This window comes from Rhodococcus sp. NPDC003383, from assembly GCF_053589115.1.
The window spans coordinates 269,933-291,713 of record NZ_JBSFRG010000002.1; the positions used below are offsets into that span (position 1 = coordinate 269,933).

General features: G+C 69.4%; 19 protein-coding genes. 12 read left to right on the forward strand and 7 right to left on the reverse strand.

Annotated features, from left to right (window positions below):
* Window positions 1–10 precede the first annotated feature (10 nt).
* Complete coding sequence (locus ACWDTS_RS03225; RefSeq protein WP_450117576.1) at window positions 11–745, reverse strand: biosynthetic peptidoglycan transglycosylase; 735 nt, start codon at window positions 743–745, stop codon at window positions 11–13.
* Window positions 746–1,317: 572 nt separating this feature from the next.
* Window positions 1,318–2,262 (reverse strand): TauD/TfdA dioxygenase family protein, encoded by a 945-nt coding sequence (locus ACWDTS_RS03230; RefSeq protein WP_197256621.1) that lies wholly within the window; start codon window positions 2,260–2,262, stop codon window positions 1,318–1,320.
* A 484-nt stretch (window positions 2,263–2,746) separates the two neighbouring features.
* Between ACWDTS_RS03230 and ACWDTS_RS03235 the strand changes: the two genes are divergently transcribed.
* On the forward strand, window positions 2,747–3,976 hold the full coding sequence (locus tag ACWDTS_RS03235; protein ID WP_248673183.1) for an ROK family transcriptional regulator: 1,230 nt from the start codon (window positions 2,747–2,749) through the stop codon (window positions 3,974–3,976).
* A gap of 36 nt (window positions 3,977–4,012) precedes the next feature.
* Here ACWDTS_RS03235 and ACWDTS_RS03240 read toward each other — a convergent pair whose 3' ends face one another.
* Window positions 4,013–4,477: an SRPBCC family protein gene (locus ACWDTS_RS03240; protein WP_450117577.1), complete on the reverse strand. Its 465-nt coding sequence runs from the start codon at window positions 4,475–4,477 to the stop codon at window positions 4,013–4,015.
* Between the two features lie 41 nt (window positions 4,478–4,518).
* The gene (locus tag ACWDTS_RS03245; protein WP_450117578.1) at window positions 4,519–5,292 is read right to left on the reverse strand and encodes a PIG-L family deacetylase; all 774 of its coding nucleotides are present in this window, start codon (window positions 5,290–5,292) and stop codon (window positions 4,519–4,521) included.
* 106 nt (window positions 5,293–5,398) lie between these two features.
* Here ACWDTS_RS03245 and ACWDTS_RS03250 point away from each other — a divergent pair, with 106 nt between their 5' ends.
* The 6 genes from ACWDTS_RS03250 (at window position 5,399) to ACWDTS_RS03275 (ending at window position 12,072) form a co-directional block, all read left to right on the forward strand.
* Window positions 5,399–6,607: an MFS transporter gene (locus tag ACWDTS_RS03250; RefSeq protein ID WP_450117579.1), complete on the forward strand. Its 1,209-nt coding sequence runs from the start codon at window positions 5,399–5,401 to the stop codon at window positions 6,605–6,607.
* A 5-nt stretch (window positions 6,608–6,612) separates the two neighbouring features.
* Window positions 6,613–7,443, forward strand: a complete 831-nt coding sequence (locus tag ACWDTS_RS03255) for an alpha/beta fold hydrolase (protein ID WP_450117580.1) — start codon at window positions 6,613–6,615, stop codon at window positions 7,441–7,443.
* Window positions 7,444–7,495: 52 nt separating this feature from the next.
* Window positions 7,496–8,839: a D-inositol-3-phosphate glycosyltransferase gene (mshA, locus tag ACWDTS_RS03260; RefSeq protein ID WP_197256663.1), complete on the forward strand. Its 1,344-nt coding sequence runs from the start codon at window positions 7,496–7,498 to the stop codon at window positions 8,837–8,839.
* Window positions 8,836–9,414 (forward strand): type III secretion system chaperone family protein, encoded by a 579-nt coding sequence (locus tag ACWDTS_RS03265; RefSeq protein WP_197256629.1) that lies wholly within the window; start codon window positions 8,836–8,838, stop codon window positions 9,412–9,414. Before mshA ends, ACWDTS_RS03265 begins: the two co-directional genes overlap by 4 nt.
* A 446-nt stretch (window positions 9,415–9,860) precedes the next feature.
* Window positions 9,861–10,202: a transglycosylase family protein gene (locus ACWDTS_RS03270; RefSeq protein ID WP_450117581.1), complete on the forward strand. Its 342-nt coding sequence runs from the start codon at window positions 9,861–9,863 to the stop codon at window positions 10,200–10,202.
* Between the two features lie 283 nt (window positions 10,203–10,485).
* Window positions 10,486–12,072 (forward strand): AMP-binding protein, encoded by a 1,587-nt coding sequence (locus tag ACWDTS_RS03275; protein WP_450117582.1) that lies wholly within the window; start codon window positions 10,486–10,488, stop codon window positions 12,070–12,072.
* Between the two features lie 2 nt (window positions 12,073–12,074).
* Here the strand turns inward: ACWDTS_RS03275 and ACWDTS_RS03280 are convergent, their stop codons facing one another.
* Both ACWDTS_RS03280 and ACWDTS_RS03285 read right to left on the reverse strand, forming a co-directional pair.
* The gene (locus ACWDTS_RS03280) at window positions 12,075–13,694 is read right to left on the reverse strand and encodes an FAD-dependent oxidoreductase (protein ID WP_450117583.1); all 1,620 of its coding nucleotides are present in this window, start codon (window positions 13,692–13,694) and stop codon (window positions 12,075–12,077) included.
* Between the two features lie 81 nt (window positions 13,695–13,775).
* Entirely contained in the window at window positions 13,776–15,557 is a 1,782-nt protein-coding gene (locus ACWDTS_RS03285) for a hydroxysqualene dehydroxylase (RefSeq protein ID WP_450117584.1), read from the reverse strand.
* A gap of 103 nt (window positions 15,558–15,660) precedes the next feature.
* Here ACWDTS_RS03285 and ACWDTS_RS03290 point away from each other — a divergent pair, with 103 nt between their 5' ends.
* The 3 genes from ACWDTS_RS03290 to ACWDTS_RS03300 all read left to right on the forward strand — a co-directional run bounded on the left by ACWDTS_RS03290 (window position 15,661) and on the right by ACWDTS_RS03300 (window position 18,669).
* Window positions 15,661–16,416 (forward strand): phosphoglyceromutase, encoded by a 756-nt coding sequence (locus ACWDTS_RS03290; protein ID WP_197256640.1) that lies wholly within the window; start codon window positions 15,661–15,663, stop codon window positions 16,414–16,416.
* Between the two features lie 284 nt (window positions 16,417–16,700).
* The gene (locus ACWDTS_RS03295) at window positions 16,701–17,879 is read left to right on the forward strand and encodes a sensor histidine kinase (protein ID WP_307846571.1); all 1,179 of its coding nucleotides are present in this window, start codon (window positions 16,701–16,703) and stop codon (window positions 17,877–17,879) included.
* 100 nt (window positions 17,880–17,979) lie between these two features.
* Window positions 17,980–18,669, forward strand: a complete 690-nt coding sequence (locus ACWDTS_RS03300; RefSeq protein ID WP_450110363.1) for a winged helix-turn-helix domain-containing protein — start codon at window positions 17,980–17,982, stop codon at window positions 18,667–18,669.
* 48 nt (window positions 18,670–18,717) lie between these two features.
* On the opposite strand, the gene ACWDTS_RS03305 is transcribed toward ACWDTS_RS03300, so the two are convergent.
* On the reverse strand, window positions 18,718–19,512 hold the full coding sequence (locus ACWDTS_RS03305; RefSeq protein ID WP_197256667.1) for a hypothetical protein: 795 nt from the start codon (window positions 19,510–19,512) through the stop codon (window positions 18,718–18,720).
* 45 nt (window positions 19,513–19,557) lie between these two features.
* On the opposite strand from ACWDTS_RS03305, the gene ACWDTS_RS03310 reads away from it, so the two are divergent.
* Both ACWDTS_RS03310 and ACWDTS_RS03315 read left to right on the forward strand, forming a co-directional pair.
* Window positions 19,558–20,508, forward strand: coding sequence for a Ppx/GppA phosphatase family protein (locus tag ACWDTS_RS03310; RefSeq protein ID WP_450117585.1), 951 nt, complete (start codon window positions 19,558–19,560; stop codon window positions 20,506–20,508).
* Window positions 20,505–21,779, forward strand: coding sequence for a hypothetical protein (locus ACWDTS_RS03315; RefSeq protein ID WP_450110361.1), 1,275 nt, complete (start codon window positions 20,505–20,507; stop codon window positions 21,777–21,779). Before ACWDTS_RS03310 ends, ACWDTS_RS03315 begins: the two co-directional genes overlap by 4 nt.
* Window positions 21,780–21,781 lie beyond the last annotated feature (2 nt).

A 21,781-nucleotide genomic window follows, 5' to 3' on the forward strand; every position in this document is an offset into this window, starting at 1 on the left:
GCCCCCGGACTCACATGCCCCCAGCGGAGACGAAGCCCGGATCTTCGACGGCGAGCCGCTCACGGACCGAGTCGGGCATCGTCGAGCACGAATCCGCGCTCGGGCGGGCGTCGGCGTGATCGGCTGCGGAGTCCTCGATCCCGAGCGACGCCGTGATGTTCTGCCAGCCGCCCCACGCGTCGAAGCGGGCCGGAAGGTCGACGTTGGCGGCGCCGTTGATGTGGAACGCCGCGCTCGGATACGGGGCGTCCGGCGAGGTGTCGACGCCACCGCCGGGCAGCCGCACGACGTCCTCGGGGTTCGGCAGCATCCCGGCCAGCTGCATCGCGTGATAGGGGTACATCTCCGACGGGGGCGTGTCGAAGTAGTACCAGCTCGCTGCGCACACCCCGTAGAGGTCGGGTCCGAACTGCGCGTAGTTCAGGTACAGCTCCATGATCCGCGCGTCGGACACGGTGGCCCGCAATGCGACGGACGGCACCACCTCGACGGCCTTGCGCAGCATGCTCTGGTCCGGGGTGAAGAACATGTTCTTCGCGAGCTGCTGGGGAATCGTCGAATACGTCTGCTGACGCTCGCCGGACAGGACGGCGGTGGCGCGGTCGATGAAGTCACCCCAGTGGAACGCCTGCTTCCGTAGTCCGAGCAGGTCGTCCTCGTGCGCGACGGCGGACGCGATGACGTAGCGGCTGATGTGGTCGATCGAGACGTACTGGTAGGCGATGGGTCCATCGTCGATCCGCATGAAGTTCGACTGTGACGGTGTCCACCAGCGCAGCGACGCCGCGGCGACGGCCATTCCGGACAGCGGCAGCACCACGACCCCGGCGGCCGCGACGGCCGCGACACGCAGTCGTCGACGACGTCGGCCGGCCGCAACCGGAGGTGTGTCCGGTTGCGCGGGGCGCGGCCACGTCGGGGCGCTCGGCCGGGACGGTGCAGGACGCCACTGCAGCCCCCGGCGGGGCGATGACTGCGGTGGCGTTCGGTACTGCGGATTCGGGGGCGGTCCCGGCCGCGGCGCAGACCCGGGTGCCGCGGACCCGGCAGTTCGGGACCGGTACTGCTCGGATCCGGCCCGGACAGGCCGCGGCCGGTACCGGTCCCGGGTGGCCCGGCACCGGGGGCAGAGGCCGTCCACGACCTTCTCCCCGGGTCGCGCCCACCGGCCGCACGCGCACCTGCTCGGCCACCACATCCGTCAACTCCGTCCCGCTCACCGTGTCACCGCATTCCATAGTGGCGGGTGCGGTCGGGGACGGCTGTATCGGATCGATCACTCTTGCCGGCGTCGGCCGGAGTGCGACCCGCCCGCCCCTATCGGGCGGGTGCGGTGTCGGTCTCGACGATCGAGTACTCGCCGGCGTCCCCGGCGAGCGGACGGCTGCGCTCGCCGTGGATGTTCACCGGAACATCCCCGGCCAGGGTGATCCGGTGCAGGCGACGGTACTGCTCGTCGTAGTCGGCGACCGCGTAGTGCTGGGTGGCGCGGTTGTCCCAGATCGCGACGTCGCCGGGCTGCCAGTTCCAGCGAGTGGTGTACTCGAGCTTCTGGTGGTGGTCCTGCAGCAGCCGGAACAGGGCGTGGGACTGGTTGCCGCTGAGACCGACGAAGTTCTTGACGAAGTGGCCGAGCAGCAGCGACCGCTCCCCGGTCTCCGGGTGCACCCGCACCACCGGATGCTCGGTCTCGAACAGTTCGGAGCGGAACTCGTCGCGGTACTCGGCGGTCCGTTCGGTGGCACGCTCGGCGCTCTCGGCCGCGTAGTCGTAGACATTGGTGTGGACGGCCCACAGGTTCTCCACGAGCGCCTTCAGTGGAGCCGGGAGTCCCTCGTACGCGGCGACACCGGACGCCCACACCGTCGACCCGCCGTACTCGGGCAGGGTCACCGCCCGCAGGATCGACGCCTTCGGAATGCGATCGACGAACGAGACGTCGGTGTGCCAGCTGTTGGCCTTGCCGTAGTCGGAGTCGATCGGCAGGATCCGGACTCCGCGGGACTTGACGGTCGGGTGCGCGGTCGTCGGTGTGCCGAGCAGTTCCGCGAACGCGTACTGCGCGTCGTCGTCCAGGTGGTCCTGCCCACGGAAGAAGATCACCTTGTGTTCGCCGAGCGCACGGCGGATCAGTGCGACCGTCGCCGGGTCGAGGTCGCCCCCGAGCCGGACGCCGTCGATGCGGGCACCGAGATGTGCGCCCAGTTTCACGACGGTCGGGGTGGTCGGGACGGTGGTGGGGGATGCGAAATCGACGGACATGACTGGCCTTTCGCGAGGAAATGGGTGGATGCGCCCATGCAAACATCAGGTCCTTCATGGCAGAACCATTCGACTCAGCCTGATTCGGGGTGTGGTCGGCGCCGCGAGAATTCCCTACCTTTTCGGCCTGAATTGGACAGCCACGTCCGCACGCGTTATGTTCGACGGCATGTCAGCAGGCCGCCACTCCGCCCCGCGGGTCACGTACGTGACCGCCGCGCTGGGCTCGCGCTTGCCTCTGGCACGGGAACTCTGTTGTCGTTGTCACGGTGCCATCCAGTAGTTTCGCGCCGGGTCCCGAGCCTGTTCTGGCTTTCCCTCTGATCGACTGTTCGACGACGTCCACGCACGTCGCAGCGGTTCGGCGCGTTCATGACCGTGTCACGCCAGCCCGTCCGGGCCGAATCACGAGGATTCCACACCTGTGTCGACTTCCACGCTTCCCGTCCAGTCCGCTCGCACCTCCACCACCGGTTCCCGTCGCATCGCGCAGACCGCGACCGCCCGGGCCCGTTCCACCGCTCGGGTGCAGATCGTCGCGCCGGACCTGCGGATCGCCGACGGCACCGCGGCATCGGTGTTCCGGGTCGCCGCGGCCCGCGGGCCGGTGTCCCGCGACGTCGCCGCCAAGGTCACCGGCCTGAGCATCGCCACCGTCAACCGGCAGGTGTCGGCGCTGCTCTCGGCCGGATTGCTCCGTGAGCGTGCCGATCTCGCGGCCTCGGGCGCCATCGGTCGTCCGCGCGTCCCGTTCGAGGTCGACCACGAGCCGTACCTGACCATCGGCATCCACATCGGTGCCGTCGTCACCGGGATCGTCGCGGCGGATCTGCGCGGCCGCATCATCGGTGCCGTCGAAATCCCCACGCCCCGAGGCGATCAGGATGTCGTCCTGGGGGCGATCACCGCGAGCGCGCGGTCGTTCGCGTCCCGCTGGCACCGCCGCACCCCGTTGTGGGTGGGGGTCGCGCTCGGCGGCCGCGTCGACTCGGAGACCGGCCTCGTCGACCACCCGCGACTCGGCTGGAGCGGCGCGCGTGTCGGCGCGATCATCGGCCGCGGCATGGGTCTCCCGGTCTCGGTCGCCGCGCACGTCGAGGCGATGGCCGCGTCGGAACTGCTGCTCACCCCGGATCGTGAGGCCGACGTCAAGGGCACCGGTCTCTACTTCTACGCTCGCGAAACCACCGGTATCGCAATCACTTTCGACGGCCGGGTGCACACCCCGAACGGTGGTCCCGGGTCGATCGCGCACCTGCCGACCGGCTCGACGGCCGTGTGCTCGTGCGGTGCGACCGGCTGCCTCGAGGCCACCGTCAGCGACCGGGCGGTGCTGCTGAAGGCCCGCGAGGCCGGCCTGCTCGGCGACGTCGAGGATCCGACGATCGGCGCGCTCTACAAGCTCGCCCGCGAGGGTTCGGCACCCGCACACGAGATCCTCGTCGACCGTGCCACCGTCCTCGGCCGCACCGTCGCGATGCTCCGCGACCTGTTCAACCCCGACCGCGTCACCCTCGGCGGCCAGGCGTTCACCGAGTACCCCGCCGGTGTGCCGCACGTGGCCGAGGCGTTCGCACGCGCATCGAACCTTCCGCGCAAGGACATTCGCATCACCGGGTTCGGCAACCGGGTGCAGGCGCATGCGGCCGGCGTGGTGTCGTTGAGCTCGCTGTACTCCGATCCGCTCGGCTCGATGCGGCGCTCGCGCGGCTAGGACATGTCTCCGCCCCGGGGAGTGCCGACGATCAGGTCACAACGTCGTGCGCTCCGCCGCGGTGGCGATGTCGTCGAGGTCGCGCTGCAGCGCCTTGCTCGTCGCACGCATCGCCAGGGGACCGAACACCGTCATCATGATCCGCGTGAACAGTCCGGGGGACTCCGTGGCACCGGAGAACTCGACCGACAGTTCGGTGCCGTCGCCCCGGGGCGCCAACTCGAACACCGTGCGGTAGGTCGTGCCTCCGGATTCCGCGGTGACGACGGTGCGTCGCTCCGGTTCGACCTCGGCCACCCGCATTTCCTCGGTGGCGGACTTGCCGAACATCACCCGGGTCTCGCGCCACCGGGTGCCGACCTCGTAGCCGGTCGCATCGAGACGCTCGATTCCGGTGACACCGCTCAATGTTCGTGCGGCGTCGTCGATATCGGTCAGGACTCGCCACACGGCGCTCGGCGGCGCCGCGATCGATCTGCTCAGTGCGATCCGGTGTTCCACGTGCGCTCCTTCGGTTGGGGCGGGTCGGAGTTCGGCCGGGCTCAGAGGGGGAGGGCGGTCTCCGCGAGACCGGGGGCGGCACCGCGCCGGCGGAACCATTCGATGCCGAAGGCCGCCCGCAACATGTCGTCCGGAAGCGTCAGCATCGGGCCGAAATCACCGACCTGCGACGCATGAGCCTGCATAGCAGCACGTTTGGCGGCCATCGTCGCCGAGACGTCCACCGTCGTGGTGAGCTCCGACTCGGGCAGCCCGAACGAGTCGATGTCCGGTGGCGTCCGGCCGTCGGTCATGTCCGGATTCGCCGCGATCAGGCGCCGCAGATGGTCACGGTTCAACGCCGATTCGTAGACGGCGTGATGACCGACCATCTCGCTCGCCCGCAGCCCGACGCGATGCACCTGCACGTGATCGGGGTGCCCGTAGCCGCCGTTCGGGTCGTAGATCGTGACGACGTCGGCGCCCTCCTCGTCCAGCACCGCAGCCAGCCGGCGGGCCGCCGAATCGACGTCGACGTTGCAGAACGCCGCGGGGTTCGCGTTCTCGGGGGTGCCGGCCATCCCCGAGTCGGGGTAACCGAGCGGAACGAGCCGGGCCACCCCGAGCGCGTCGGCGGACCGCTCGACCTCGGCCAGCCGCCGCTCCGCCAGGCTCTCGCCGGGACGCAGCAGACCCTCCGGGACCTCACCGGCCGCGCCGTCCGTCGCGACCACCAGCACCACCCGGTGGCCAGCATCGGCGGCCAGGCGCATCACCCCGCCGGTGCCGAACACCTCGTCGTCGGGATGTGCGTGAAAGCAGACCAGGACACCCATACCGTGCATGCTGGCACGAATGACCGACACGCGGGGGACCGGAGAGAAGGACGAGCATCAGTGACACAGAAGGACGAGCATCGGTGACACAGAAGGACGAGCGTCGGTGACGCCGAGAGCCGATGGTTCCTACCGCACCCTGTTCGCCGCACCGGGTGCGGCCGCGTTCTGCGCCGCCGGGTTCGTCGCGCGGTTGCCGATCGCGATGGTGGGGATCGGCATCGTCACGATGTTCTCCCAGCTCCGCGGTGACTACGGGCTCGGCGGTGCCCTGTCGGCGGTGTTCGCGTTGTCGTACGCGGCGTTGACGCCGCTGGTGTCCCGCGCGGTGGACCGGCACGGCCAGTACCGGGTGCTGCCGGCGGCGTCGGCGATCAGCGCGGCCGCGACCGTCGCGATGCTCGCCGGAGTCCGGTTCGAGGCGCCGACCGCGCTGCTGTTCCTGTGCGCCGTCCCCGCCGGGCTCATGCCGACGATCGGCGCGATGGTCCGGGCCCGATGGACCGAGCTGTACCGCGGCACCGACCGGTTGCGGACCGCGTTCGCCCTCGAGGCCGTGATCGACGAGGTGTGTTTCATCGTCGGCCCCGTGCTGTCGGTGGGTCTGAGCGTCGCTCTGTTTCCCGAGGCCGGACCGCTGCTGGGAGCGGTGCTGCTGCTGGTGGGCACCCTCGCCCTCGCGGCCCAGCGGCGCACCGAACCACCCGTGACCGGGCACCGTCCCGACGCTGTCGATCCGGAGCGTTCGCACCACGGCGCACTGCTCGGCCCGGCGCTGATCGCCCTCACCGCCGTGATGGTCGCGATGGGCACGATCTTCGGGGTCGTCGACGTCGTCGGTGTCGCGTTCACCGCCGAGCGCGACGCGCCCGGCGCCGCGACGTTCGTGCTCGCCCTGTTCGCGACCGGGTCCGCGGTGAGCGGACTGGTCTTCGGGGCACGCCGCGTGGCCGCCCCGCTCACCCGGCAACTGCTCGTCGCCACCGCGGCGGTCGCCGTGCTGCTGTGGCCGCTGCTGCTCGCCGGCACCGTCCCCGCCCTGGCCGCGTTGTATCTGCTGGCCGGGATGACGATCTCGCCGACGATGATCGTGACGATGTCGCTCGTCGAACGTCTCGTCCCCGCCGACCGGCTCACCGAGGGCATCACCTGGACGGTCACCGGGCTCGGCGTCGGCGTCGCCGCCGGATCGGCGCTGGTCGGGCAGGTCATCGACCGGTCCGGCACGTCCGCGGGCATCGGGGTGGCACTCGCCGCGGGACTGATCGCCTGCACCCTGGCCGCCGGGATCCGGTTGCGGACGCGGCTAACGTAGCCGCCATGACCGTGCATCAAGTTCGCGGTGCCGACGGCACTCGCATCGTCTACCGGACCTTCGGGGATCCTTCGTCGCGGCCGCTGGTCCTGCTGCACGGATGGGCGCAGTCGTCGCACTGCTGGGGTGACCCGCTCCTCGAAGACCTCGCCGCCCGGTACCGGGTGATCGCCGTCGACCTGCGCGGGCACGGGTGCTCCGCCGCGCCCGCGGACGGATACGACGACCGCGCCGCGTGGGCGTCGGACGTGCGGACCGTGCTGACCGCCGAGAACTGCACCGGCGCGGTACTGCTCGGCTGGTCCTACGGCGGCCTCGTCGTCTGCGACTACCTGGCCGTCCACGGGACCGCGGACGTCGCCGGTGTCGTGCTGGTGGGTGCGATCACGAGCATCGGCCGCGGCGAGAAGGGCGGCAAGGTCGGTGCGGCGATGCGCGCGGCGATCCCGGCCGCGATGTCCGAGGACCCGCAGATCGCGGTCCCGGCCCTCGGCGCGTTCGCCGAATCCCTCGTCGGGGCGGGCCGGTCCGAGGCGACCGGGGAGACCGCCCAGGCGCTGCTCGGGAGCAGCCTGAGGACACCGCCGCGGGTCCGGTCCGCGTTGTTCGCCCGCGCCGTCGGAAACGACGACCTGCTGCGTGAACTCGACCTCCCGGTCCTGGTGTTGCACGGCACGGCCGATGCGGTGGTCGACCTGTCGGCGGCCGAGCACGCGGCGAGCCTCCTGCCACGCGCGACCACCTCCTGTTGGGACGGTGCCGGGCACGGGCCGTTCGTGGAGGACCCGCGTCGGTTCGCCGAGGACGTCGTGCGCTTCGTCGACACGCTCGGGTAGGCGCGGGGCGGCGACGGGGGCAGATGGGAGCGTGGGTGCCGGACAGGGCAGTATGGAGCCCGTGACGTCTCAGCCCGGCAGACCCCGACGCGTGGCCGTGATCTCGGTCCACACCTCCCCGCTGGCGCAACCCGGCACCGGGGATGCGGGCGGAATGAACGTCTACGTGCTGCAGACGTCGCTGCAGCTCGCCCGCCGCGGTGTCGAGGTCGAGATCTTCACCCGGGCCACGTCGTCGGCGGACCCGGCAGTGCAGGAAGCCGCACCCGGTGTGCTGGTCCGCAACATCGAGGCCGGGCCGTTCGAGGGCCTGGACAAGCACGATCTGCCCACCCAGTTGTGCGCGTTCGCGGCCGGTGTCCTGCGCGAAGAGGCCCGCCACGCGCCCGGCTACTACGACCTGGTGCATTCCCACTACTGGCTGTCCGGCCAGGTGGGCTGGCTCGCACGGGACCGCTGGGGAGTGCCGCTCGTGCACACCGCCCACACGCTCGCCGCGGTGAAGAACGCGTCGCTGGCTGCGGGGGACACCCCGGAACCGGTGGCCCGGCAGATCGGCGAGCAGCAGGTCGTCGCGGAATCGGACCGGCTGGTCGCCAACACCGTCGACGAGGCGCACGCCCTCGAGAGCATCTACCACGCCGATCCGGCGAAGATCGACGTGGTCGCGCCGGGCGCCGACCTTTCGCGCTACCGCCCCGGCGACCGCGCCCGCGCCCGGTTCGAACTCGGGCTGGATCCGCGCGAGACGATCGTGACGTTCGTCGGCCGCATCCAGCCGCTCAAGGCGCCGGACGTACTGCTGCGTGCCGCCGCGCGTGCCGTAGCCGACGCACCGGACCTGCCGTTGCGGGTGCTGATCGTCGGCGGTCCCTCCGGTACCGGCCTCGAACGCCCGGATTCGCTGATCGAACTCGCTGCCGAACTCGGTATCACGGCGCGGGTGACGTTCCTGCCGCCGCAGCCCTCGGATCGCCTGGTGCAGGTGTATCGCGCATCGGATCTCGTTGCCGTGCCCAGTTATTCGGAGTCGTTCGGGCTGGTTGCCATCGAGGCACAGGCGTGCGGTGTCCCGGTGATCGCTGCGAACGTCGGGGGTCTGGGTGTGGCGGTGCGCGACGGCGAGACGGGTGTGCTCGTCGACGGCCACCGCACCGAGGACTGGGCCGCGGCCCTGGGATCGCTGGTCGCCGACCGCGGCCGCCGCGAGGTGCTCGCGGCCGCGGCGCCGAGGCATGCCGAGAACTTCTCGTGGGAACACACCGCAGACGGACTGCTCGCCGCCTACCGCAGAGCCGGCGCGCGACGGAACCGGGCATTCGGGACCGGCGAGTTCTCGATGCGCAGGCAGCGCGGATTGTGGAAGCTGCGTCGGACAGGAGGGGTGAAGGCATGAGTGCGGACCTGAGCGAACTGATCGAGTCGACGCTGCGCGACCGCGGCCTGAAGTTCTCCCGGAAGGAGGGCGGGCACTTCGTCGTCACGCTCCCCGGAGAGAACAAGCTGGAGACGACGACGCTGCTGACGCTCGGCAACCACGGGGTGCGTTTCGAGGCGTTCGTGTGCCGCAAGCCCGACGAGAACTTCGAGGGCGTCTACAAGTACCTGCTGCGGCGCAATCGCCGCCTGTACGGCGTGGCGTACACCCTCGACAAGATCGGCGACATCTATCTGGTCGGCCGGCTGTCGGAGCAGTCGGTGACGCCGGAGGAACTCGACGCGGTGCTCGGGCAGATCCTCGAGGCGGCCGATTACGACTTCAATGTGCTGCTGGGACTGGGCTTCCTGACATCGATCAAGCGGGAATGGGACTGGCGGGTCTCGCGCGGGGAGTCGCTGCGCAATCTGGAGCCTTTCCGTCACCTGATCGAAAACGACGGTGCGGGAACGGAATCACCGGGCAAGTCCGACATTCCCACGCCAGACGCCGGCAATGTCACGTCCGAGGACGGCACGCCCGGCGGTTCGTGATCTGTCCGATACGCGTGACCCGGTCCACAGAATCCATGTGACGCTCGTCACGAAACACCGCTGTAACGAAACGGTGGGTGCGCGCCGATAATTCGGGAGCGACCTGGCGTTTTTCCGTAGTTGATCTTGGAATGTGGGACGGGCGTCCCGAAAAATTGGGGCGTGACCTTTCCGAGACGGGCGCTTAACGTCGTTATCGGCTCGAAACGACGAGCCCGGCCCGAACTCAACGGGCCTTACCGAATACCGACCCGCCGCCGCTTGCTCTGCCCCCGCGGGATCGGTCACACAAAACCTTCGAGGGGCAGGGGCGGAACGATCCGCAGTTCCGGACCCGCGTGTTTCGGGAGCCAGCGCTCACAAGAGCCGGTTTCAGGTGCATGTGTTCTCCGGGCGCACTTTTCGCAGATCGTCCCGTCAGCAGACGCGGAGAGGATTCACCCCACATGGCAAAGCTCACCTTCACCAAGCGCACCCTCGGTTCCATCGCTGCCGGCGCCGCCCTCCTGATCACCCCGGTTGCCCTGGGCACCGGTACCGCCAACGCCGCCTCCGGAAACTGGGATGCCGTGGCGCAGTGCGAGAGCGGCGGCAACTGGGCCATCAACACCGGCAACGGCTACCAGGGCGGCCTCCAGTTCTCCCCGAGCACCTGGGCCGCGTACGGCGGCACGCAGTACGCCCCCACCGCCAACCAGGCCAGCCGCGATCAGCAGATCGCGGTCGCGGAGAACGTCCTGGCGGGCCAGGGTCGCGGCGCGTGGCCGGTCTGCGGTCAGTACCTCTGATCGTCTCCCGGCTGTCGGCCGGTGACGCATCCACGAAGCCCTCGGGCGCGAGACATTCGCGTCCGGGGGCTTCCGTGTATGTGGCACGCGGTGCGGTGGACGTGTGGAACACGGTGCAGTGGACGTGTGGAACACGGTGCGGGCAACCACGGGGTGCGTGATCCTCGGGGCGATCGCGGGTAATGTTCGGATCTTGATGTGACTTCATTCACATCGGTCGGGTAATGTTACCTGCGACCTACCTGGCACCGAGTGCCACCACGTCTGTACCGGAGGACATGTCATGAGTTTCCGCAGCCCGTTCCCCGACGTCGAGATTCCGGCACTGAGTGTCTTCGATTTTCTCTTCGGTTCCGTCGCCGAGGCCGACCTGGACCGACCCGCATTCGTCGACGGGCTCTCCGGTCAGGTGACGGACTACCGCACGCTCATCGGGCAGATCAACGGCGTGGCCGGGGCACTCGCCGCGCGCGGCGTCGGAGTCGGAGACGTCGTCGGCCTGCTCTCACCGAACATTCCCGCATTCGGCTCGGTGTTCCACGGCATCCTGCGGGCCGGCGCGACCGCGACCACCATCAACGCGCTGTACACCGCCGACGACATCGCCAAGCAGCTCGAGGACTCGCACGCCAAGGCGCTCGTCACCATCTCGCCGCTGCTCCCGCAGGCGAAGGAGGCCGCCGCGAAGGTCGGCATCCCGGACGAGCTGCTCGTCGTCATCGACGGCGCCGAGGGACATCCCTCGCTCCGTGACCTGCTCACCGAAGGCGCCCCCGCCCCGGACGTCAGCTTCGATCCCGCCACCCACCTCGCGGTGCTGCCGTACTCCTCGGGCACCACCGGGCGGCCCAAGGGCGTCATGCTCACCCACACCAACCTCGTCGCCAACGTCTGTCAGATCACCCCGCGCATGGGGATCGCCGCCGACGATCGCATCCTCGCCGTCCTGCCGTTCTTCCACATCTACGGCATGACCGTGCTGCTCAACGCCGCCCTGTACAACCGGGCGTCGCTCGTGACGATGCCGAAGTTCGACCTTGTCCAGTTCCTCACGCTCGTCTCCGAGCAGAAGTGCACCTACGTGTTCGTCGCCCCGCCGGTCGCCGTGGCACTGGCCAAGCACCCCCTCGTCGACGAATACGACCTGTCCAGCGTGCATACGATCTTCTCGGGTGCGGCGCCTCTGGACCGGGAACTCGGCGGCGCCGTCGCGAGCCGGCTCGGATGCAAGGTCCGGCAGGGCTACGGCATGTCGGAGATGAGCCCGGTCAGCCACGCCATCCCGTTCGACGACGACGACACCGCCCTCGACTCCGTCGGCCCGACCATCGCGAACATGGAATGCAAGATCGTCGACCCGGTCACCGGGGAAGAGGTCGCGTACCCGGAGGGGGACGGCGTCTCCGAGCCGGGAGAGCTGTGGTGCAAGGGCCCGAACATCATGGTCGGCTACCTCGGCAATCCCGAAGCCACCGCAGAAACCCTCGACGCCGACGGCTACCTGCACACCGGTGACATCGCGACCGTCGACGGGCACGGCGTCGTCACGATCGTCGACCGGCTCAAGGAGCTCATCAAGTACAAGGGCTACCAGGTGCCGCCGGCCGAGCTCGAGGCGCTGCTGCTCACGCACCCGCAGATCGCGGACGCCGCCGTGATCGGTGTGCTCGACGACGAGGGCGAAGAGGTTCCCAAGGCGTTCGTCGTGCGGCAGCCCGGCGCCGAGCTGAGCGAGGACGAAGTGATGACGTTCGTCGCCGAGCGCGTCTCGCCGCACAAGAAGGTCCGTCAGGTGCAGTTCATCGACGTGGTGCCGAAGTCGGCGGCCGGCAAGATCCTCCGCAAGGATCTGCGGGCGGCGAACGCCTGAGTTCAAGCGCGCAGGATCCGGTCCAGATACGCCTCGAGCGTGTCGAAATCCGGATCCTGCGCGCGCGAACCCACGTATCCGTCGGGTCGCACCACCACCGCGGCGGTCCCGTCGAGGTGGTAGCCGCGGGCGAAGCTGCCGAGGGAGTCGCGCAGCACGCGACCGCAGGCCGGGACCGGCAGCTCGGACGGCACGAGCGTGTACACCCGCATCCATTCCCCGAAGCGTTCGATCAGCCGCGCCGCGAGCTCGCTCGTCGCCGCCAGCGCCGGTTCGGTGGGCGCCCACAGCAGCACCGTGTGGCCGGTGTGCCGGAACAACCCGTGGACCCGCAGGTCGCGGGCCACGCTGTCCTGCCGTAGCCCGGTCGCGTCGGGTGCCCGCTCCCCGGGTGTGGGAGCGCGACCGTCCGACCCGGACTTGTCGACGATCGGGCTTCCCGGATATCCGACGAGCAACTGCGCCTCGCGCGCGATGACCGTGGCGGCGTCCTGCTCGCCGGCACCGATCCCGCTGCGTGCGGCGCGGACCGTGCGGCCGACGACCTCCGCTCCGACGGGCCGGCGTTCGGCGTCGTAGCTGTCGAGCAGTCCGTCCGCGGCGCGGTCGCGAACCGCGAGGGCCAGTTTCCAGCCCAGGTTGTAGGCGTCCTGGATTCCCGTGTTCATTCCTTGCGCGCCGGTCGGCGGATGGATGTGCGCGGCGTCGCCGGCCAGGAAGACCCGGCCCGAACCGTAGTGCGCGGCGATGCGATGGCTGATCCGGAACACCGACGACCACCGCATGTTTCGCGCACGCACCGGTTCGGGAGCGAGCCGGTCGAGCACCGCTTGGATGTGGCCCAGTTCGGGGCGGCGACTGCTCTCGAGACCGTGCGCGATCTCGCCGCTCCGCGCACCCACGAGGAGATCGTCGGCGGCGAGCATCGACATCCGGTAGCGGCCGGTGCCGGGCAGCGGAATGCACACGAGCAGATCGGTGACGGCGCCGTTCTCCTGCCGGGTCGACCGGACCGCGTAACCCTCGGGCAGCGACCAGTCGACCTCGACGTCGGCGAGCATGTACTCCTCGGGGAACGCGTCGCCCTCGAACTCGAGACCGAGACCTTTCCGGACGGTGCTGTGGGCGCCGTCGCATCCCACCAGGTACCGGGCGGTGAACGGCGACGAAGCGCCGGAGCCGTCGCGCAAGGTCGCCACGACCCCGGTGTCGTCGTGCGTGAACCCGGTCAGTTCGACGCCGCGGTGCACCACGGTGCCGTGGTCGGCGAGTGCCTGCCGCAACACCCGTTCGGTTTCGTTCTGGGGGAGTGCGACGAAGCGGTACGGCACGTCGTCGGGCAACGACAGGTCGACCCGCCCGGCGGGTTCCCCGTCGACGAACATGAGCTGTCCCCGGAACGGGGTCGCGGCATCGAGCGCGGGCCGTACCACCCCCATCGTGTCCCAGATCTCGAGGGTACGTGGCTGCACACCAACGGCTTTCGCGTACTGCATGGGTTCGGCCGACCGGTCGACGACGGTCACGTCGATGCCCCGCCGGCGTAGTTCGAGCGCCGCGGTCAATCCCACCGGGCCGGCGCCCACCACGAGTACGTCGCTGTCGGTGCGTGCGTCGGTCATCGTCCGGCCTTTCGTCGAGGAATCCCGCGACGATTGTCGTCTCCGGTATGCCGGTGCGTGGCGTTTCCGGCCGTGTCGCTGCTACGCCAGCAGGTGCGGTAGGCCCGCCCGATACCGATCCGCGTCGATGCGCCGCGCGGGTTCGAGTTCCGGCGGCTCGTGCAGGCGGTACATCGCCGGTGGGGCGGCGGGGGAGTCGGCGGCCTCGAGCAGTGCCGTCACCGCGGCGCGGGCCGACTCGTTCGCCGATTCCATCGTCGCCAGGTCGATGTCGGTGCGCACGTAGTCGCCGGACAGGAACAGATTCGGGATCGCGGTCCGCGCCTCGGGCCGGTTCGCCCTCGATCCGACGGTGTTGATGAGCAGCGGCGTGTCGTTGGTGATTCCTCCTGCGCCCCAGCGTAATCCGGGGTCGAGAAACCAAGACACCACGTCGTTCTCGTCGAGTGTTCCGGCGCTGTCGGCGAGGCAGACCGACATCTGCGCCCAGGTTTCCTTCGCGATCTCCTCGCGAGTGCATTCCTTGGCGGTCTTGCCGAACAGGATGCCGGGGGTGTCCCAGTCCGAGATGTCGACCGACAGGCAGTCGTGCGCGGAGCCGTCGCCGTAGCGCGCGGCGAAGTCGCCGCGCCAGAACTGTGCCTGGCTGATCGAGGTGAGGGCCCACGGTGATCCGAGGTAGGCGACATGGCCTTTCGCGATCGGGGTGGGGCGGCGCAGGAAGTACTGGATGCCCACCATCCAGTCGGTGTGGAGCTGCCGCATCCCCTCCAGGCGAGGATCCGCGGCGAGGATCTCCGGTGACCACAGCGGCACCGCGCGTTCGACGGGCATCGCCGCGACGAACCAGTCCGCCTCGACGGTCCGAGTGCCGCCGGAGCGGTCGACCATGCGGGCCGCGCTGATCCGGCCGCCGGACATCTCCAATGCCTCTGCTGCCCAACCCATCTCGAACCGGACGCCGAGGTCGCGCAACAGCTGCGCCCACGGCTCGATCCAGGCCTCGTTGGTCGGAGCGGACAACAGCCTGTCCAGGTGACCGTAGGTGGGGACGGTGCCCATCGCATTCCAGACGAATGCCTGACCCATGATCCCGATGGTGCGGGTCGACACCACCGCGGGACGGGCCGCGACGAGTTGCCGGGTCAGCGCGGAAACCAGGATGTCGCGGTAGCCCTGCGATTTTCCGTCGCTCTCGAGCGTCTGCGACCAGGTCTGGTGCTCCCATTCCCCGTCGCGCCGCTCGATGCTGCTGGTGAGGAACATGACGAGTTTGCGCAGGAAGACGGCGAGCTCGTGCGGCGGGATCGCGCCACCGAGTGAGAACGCCGCGGCCAGCGACTGCTGCAGAGTCGCCGGGTCGTAGATGTCGGTGCGCAGCGGCGCGATCGTCGCCGGTGCCGTCAGATCGGGGGCGCCGGGCAGGGCGAGCCGGAAGGCGTCGCCCGCGACGAGATTGTCGAAGACACCGTTCGGGTTGCCGGGGAACGGGATTCGGCGCATCGTATCCGGGATGTGCTGGTAGAAGCCCGGGAAGAACCGGAATCCGTGCTCGCCGGGCAGGTCCAGCCGGCCGCCCGCCGCGGTGCCGGGCGACGGGATGCTCCGGGCCTTGCCGCCGAGTGCGGTCGGTTCGTGGACGGTGACCTCGAATCCGCGCTCGATCAGTTCGTGGGCTGCGGTCAGTCCGGCCATGCCGCCACCGAGAACCGCGACGCGGCGACCGGTCGACCGCAGCGCGGGTGAGCGCGGTCCGAGCCGGGGTGCGGGACCTGCGCCGGCGCCGCCCGGGAGTGCGGCGGCGGCACCGAGAAGTCCCAGGGCGGTCAGAGCGGTGCGGCGGGAGAAACGGGCGTCGATCATGTGAACCCCCCAGCGTTCGCGAGTCGAGTGAAAACGCTTGTTGTCACATATAGTCGACGGGACGGCCCTCCCGTGGCCGAATGGCGATCGTGACGTGCCAGGATTGGGAGCTATGAGTATCGGAACACTTGTATTGCTCCGCCACGGCGAGAGCGAATGGAACGCGATGAACCTGTTCACCGGCTGGGTGGACGTGCGCCTGACCGACAAGGGCATCGCAGAGGGCAAGCGCGCCGGCGAACTGCTCAAGGAGCACGGCGTGCTCCCGGACGTGCTCTACACCTCGCTGCTGCGCCGTGCCATCAGCACCGCGAACATCGCGCTCGACGCCGCCGACCGCCACTGGATCCCCGTCGTTCGCGACTGGCGCCTCAACGAGCGGCACTACGGTGCGCTGCAGGGCAAGAACAAGGCCGAGATCAAGGACGAATTCGGCGAGGAGCAGTTCATGCTGTGGCGTCGTAGCTACGACACCCCGCCGCCGCCGATCGAGCCCGGCAGCAAGTACAGCCAGGACGCGGACGTGCGCTACGCCGGCGTCGACGAGATCCCGCTCACCGAGTGCCTGAAGGACGTCGTCGAGCGGCTCATCCCGTACTGGGAGGAGACCATCTCCAAGGACCTCCTCGCCGGCAAGACCGTGCTCGTCACCGCACACGGCAACTCGCTTCGTGCGCTCGTCAAGCACCTCGACGGAATCTCCGACGAGGCGATCGCGGGCCTGAACATCCCGACCGGCATCCCGCTGCGCTACGACCTCGACGAGAACCTGCGCCCGCTGAACCGGGGTGGCACCTACCTCGATCCCGAGGCCGCCGCGGCCGGTGCCGCCGCCGTCGCCTCCCAGGGCGGCCGGTAGCACCCCTCGCCTCTTCGGCCCCCGCCCTTTTCCGAGCGAACGGTACATTCGCTCGATCAGTCAGAGGAGACGAAGGATACATTCGCTCGGATCGGGAGAGCGGGAGCCGGGATCCGGACGGGGAGCTCGGGCGAGGAGCTCTGCCGGGGCCGCGCGCGACGTCGTGCGGTCCCGGCAAACTGCCGGTTAACAACCGGCAAACCTCGCAAAAATGCCGTGTGACGTGCCCCGAAACGGGCGAACCCGCCGTTCTCATCTCCCCGGCCGTACGTACGATTCGAATCGTGAGTGTGTTGCAGAGCGTTCTGCTCGCCGGTTTCGCCGCGGTCGTCGGAGCCGCCGTCGGCGCCGGACTGATGTGGATCGCCCGGTCCCGCAGCAGCGGAAGCAGCGAGACCGAACTGACCATGGGGCAGGTCCTCGACCGCGTCGTCTACTCCGCCTCCACCGGCATCGCCGTCGTCGACAAGTTCCACGACGTGATTCTGTTCAATCCTCGCGCCGAGGAACTCGGACTCGTCCGCAACCGGCGCATCGACGACCGCGCCTGGGTCGTCGCCAACAAGATCCTCGATCGCGACCAGGTCATCGAACTGGACCTCGGCGATCCGAACCGGCGCGGCCGGGACGGACTCGCGGTGCGCTGCCGTGCCAGCCGTCTCTTCGACGACGATCCCCGCTTCGTCGCGCTGTACGCCATCGACGACTCCGAGATGGTGCGTATGGAAGCGACCCGGCGCGACTTCGTCGCGAACGTCAGCCACGAACTCAAGACGCCGGTCGGCGCGATGGCGCTGCTCGCCGAGGCACTCCTCGAATCCGTCGACGATCCCGAGACTGTGCGCTACTTCGGGCAGCGGGTGCAGAGCGAAGCGCATCGGCTCGGCAACATGGTCACCGAACTGATCTCCCTGTCCAAACTGCAGGGCGCCGAGAAGATGCCCGACCTCGACATCGTCGACGTCGACTCCGTCGTGAAGGAAGCCCTCGAACGCACCGCGCTGACCGCGGAGAACGCCGACATCGTCGTCGCCACCGATCGGTCCACCGGCTACGAGGTACTCGGGGACCAGAGCCTGCTCGTCACCGCGCTCACCAATCTCATCGAGAACGCCATCGCGTACTCGCCGAAGGGCTCGCCCGTCTCGGTGAGCCGGTCGCTGCGCGACGGGAAGGTCGCGATCGCGGTCACCGACCGCGGCATCGGAATCGCGAAGGAAGACCAGGAGCGGGTGTTCGAGCGGTTCTTCCGGGTGGACAAGGCGCGGTCGCGGGCGACGGGCGGCACCGGTTTGGGTCTTGCGATCGTCAAGCACGTCGCGGCCAACCACAACGGCGAGATCACCCTGTGGAGCCGACCCGGGACCGGTTCCACCTTCACCCTGCTGATCCCGGCCCATTTCGAACAGAGCGACGAGGACGAGGTCCGGGCGAAGCCCGAGGCGGGGGCCGGACAGCGTTGAACGATCCCAGCTGCCCTGAGAAGGAAGATTCTGCCGCATCTCGTGTGGCGAACCACGCGACTGTCGCGGTCGCGGACGACGAAAGGTACGGAGGCCTGCGGTGACGAATGTGCTGATCGTGGAGGACGAGGAATCGCTGGCGGATCCGCTGGCGTTCCTGCTGCGCAAGGAGGGTTTCGAAACCACCGTCGTCACCGACGGGCCGTCGGCTCTGGCGGAATTCGATCGTGCCGGCGCGGACATCGTCCTGCTCGATCTCATGTTGCCCGGAATGAGCGGCACCGACGTGTGCAAACGGCTGCGCAGCCGCTCGAGCGTGCCGGTGATCATGGTGACCGCGCGGGACAGCGAGATCGACAAGGTGGTCGGGCTCGAGCTCGGCGCCGACGACTACGTCACGAAGCCGTACTCGGCGCGGGAACTGATCGCCCGCATCCGCGCGGTGCTGCGCCGCGGTGCCGAGAGCGATGCCGACAGCCAGGTCGACGACGCGGTCCTCGAGGCGGGGCCGGTGCGGATGGACGTCGACCGGCACGTCGTGCACGTCGACGGCGAGCCGATCACGCTTCCGCTCAAGGAGTTCGACCTGCTCGAGTACCTGCTGCGCAATTCCGGTCGCGTGCTCACCCGCGGACAGCTCATCGACCGGGTGTGGGGCGCCGACTACGTCGGCGACACCAAGACCCTGGACGTGCACGTCAAGCGGTTGCGTTCGAAGATCGAGGCGGATCCCGCCAAGCCCCGGCACCTGCTCACCGTCCGGGGCCTCGGGTACAAACTCGAACCCTGATCCTCGTGCGTGGTTTCGGTAGCGGCTGCTACCGAAACCACGCACGGGTCACTTTTGGGCGGCGGCCGTGGCGGGATGCACCGCGATCAGGCCGAGGCCTTCGCGGCGCTTGCACAGGCGCGCGAGTTCGTCGTACGCGGCGGTGCCGAGCAGCTCCCGCAGCTCCGGTGCGTACGACTGCCACACCGGCCTGGATCCGACATGCGCGTCGGGGGAGCCGGAGCAGTACCAGTTCAGGTCGTGCCCGCCCTCACCCCAGCCGCGGCGGTCGTATTCCGTGATGACGGTGCGGAGGATCTCGGTGCCGTCCGGGCGCTCGACCCAATCCTGGGTGCGCCGGATCGGCAGCTGCCAGCACACGTCGGGTTTCATCTCGAGCGGTTCGATGCCGCGACGCAGTGCCATCTTGTGCAGGGCACAGCCGATGCCGCCTTCGAAGCCGGGGCGGTTCAGGAAGATGCACGCGCCCTTGTAGCGGCGGGTGCGCAGCGCGGGCTCGTCGTCGAGGTCGTCCTCCTCGAGGTAGCCCTTCTTGCCGAGCCCCTTCTTCATGAGCTGCCAGTCGTCGGCCGTGAGATGTTTCACTGCCGCGTTGAGCTTCTCGAGGTCCTCGTCGTCGGACAGGAACGCACCGTGCGAGCAGCAGCCGTCGTCCGGCCTGCCCTCGATGATGCCCTGGCATGCGGGTGTGCCGAACACGCATGTCCAGCGCGAAAGCAGCCAAGTGAGGTCTGCGGCGATCACATGTTCGTCGTTGTCGGGGTCGGTGAACTCGACCCATTCTCGTGGGAAATCGAGGGGAACTTCCGGGGCCGGGTCGAGCTTGGGTTCGCTGCCGGACATACCTGCTGTCACAGTGTCCGACGGTAGACCCAGTACCTTGTGTATGTGCGGCTAGGGGTACTCGACGTCGGAAGCAATACGGTTCATCTGCTCGTGGTGGATGCTCATCGGGGCGGACACCCGACACCGATGAGCTCGACCAAGGCAACCCTGCGGCTCGCCGAGAGCCTGGACGACGACGGCAACATCTCGAAGTCGGGCGCCGACCGGCTCGTCGAGACGGTGCACGACTTCGAGAGCATCGCCCGCACCTCCGGGTGCGGTGAGCTGATGGCCTTCGCGACCTCCGCGGTGCGCGACGCCTGCAATTCCGACGCGGTGCTGCAGCGCGTGCGTACCGAGGCCGGCGTCACCCTCGACGTGCTCTCCGGCGAGGACGAGGCCCGGCTGACCTTCCTCGCGGTCCGCCGCTGGTACGGGTGGAGCGCCGGACGCATCCTGAACTTCGACATCGGCGGTGGGTCCCTCGAGCTCGCGTACGGCGGCGACGAGGATCCCGACGTCGCGTACTCGCTGCAGCTCGGTGCGGGCCGGTTGACGCGCGACTGGTTCCGCGAGGATCCGCCGGGCAAACGCCGCATCTCGGCGCTGCGGGACTGGCTCGACGCCGAACTGGCCGCTCCGGCCAAGCACCTGCGCGCCGCCGGGGACCCGGACCTGATGGTTGCGACCTCGAAGACGTTCCGCACCCTGGCGCGGCTGACGGGTGCGGCGCCGTCGTCGGCGGGGATCCGGGTGCAACGGACCCTCACCGCGAGCGGGCTGCGTCAGCTCATCGCGTTCATCTCCCGGATGACCACGTCCGATCGCGCGGAACTCGAGGGCGTGAGCTCCGATCGTTCGGAGCAACTCGTCGCGGGCGCGCTCGTCGCGGAAGCGAGCATGCGGGCGCTCGGTGTGGAGTCGGTCCAGATCTGCCCGTGGGCGCTGCGCGAAGGGCTTATCCTGCGCAAGCTGGACACGGAGATGGGGGGCGAACTGGTGGTGGCGCAATGACGGAGCACAAGCCCGACACCGGGCAGATCTCGGTTGCCGAACTGCTCGCGCGCAACGGTAAGAAGGTGGACACCCGCGCGGGTGGGCGACGTCGTCGCGGCACCAGCGGGGGTATCTCGGTCGCGGAACTGACCGGCGAGATCCCCGTCACGCCGGCGCAGCCGTCCCCGGCGGAACCGATCGTCGAGGCGAAGGCCGCGCCCGCGCCTGCCCCCGAGCCGGTGGTCGAAGCCCCGAAGCCCGAACCCCTCGGACTCGAAGCCACGCAGCTCCACGCCCCGAAGCTCGAGGTCCCGAAGCCGGAGGCTCCGAAGCGCGATACCCCGAAGCGCGATACTCCGAAGCGTGAGGTCCCGAAGCGGGACGTCCCGTCGCCGTCCCCCGCGGTGGTCGAGGCGCCCGCCCCGAGTGCGCCGAAGCCCGAACCGGTCACGGCCCCGAAGGCTGCACCCGTCCCGGCCCCGAAGCCTGCACCGGTCACGGTCTCGAAGCCCGAGCCGGTCACGGCGAAGCCGGCACCCGCCGCCGGTAAGGCGCGGACCACCGAGGACGCGCCGACCACCGCGGACGGCGCGAAGGTCGAATCGCCGACCGAGGTGATCCGCCCGTCCGCGCTCCCGCGCCGCGCGCGCGCCCACCTCGAGACGACCGCGGCCGCCGCGGCGATCGTGCCTCCCGCGCCGGTCCTCCCGCGACCGGCCGACGGCCCGGAACCGCGGTTGCTGTCGGGACCTGCCAGCGACCTGCACGGAACCGGACCCGACGACGCGGACGCGCTCGAGGACACGGATCTGATCGGTGGCGCCGTCGCCGATCCGAAGAAGGCGAACGCGAAGAAGACGAACGCCAAGTCGAAGGCCGGCTCGAAGGACGCGAAGGACACGGCGGAGGGCGCCGAGGACTCGAAGACGAGCGGCCGGAGCAAGCGCCGCCGCGCCGCCGTCCAGGACGGTGAGGATGCCGACGCGGGCGAAGAATCCGACTCGAAGGCCTCCGAGGACACCGCGACCGGTCTCAAGCAGTGGGCGATGCTCGCCGGTGAGAGCATCGCCGCGATCGTCGCCGGCGCCCTGCTGTTCAAGGGCTTCGAACGCCTGTGGGATTCGCTCCCGTGGGTCGCGTTCGCGCTGGCGTTGCTGGTGATCGTCGGGCTGGTGGCGGTCGTGCGCATCCTGCGCCGCACCGACGACATCACCAGCCAGCTCATCGCGCTGGCCGTCGGGGCGTTCGTCACGTTCGGTCCGCTCCTGTTCCTGTTGCCGAACGGCTGAGG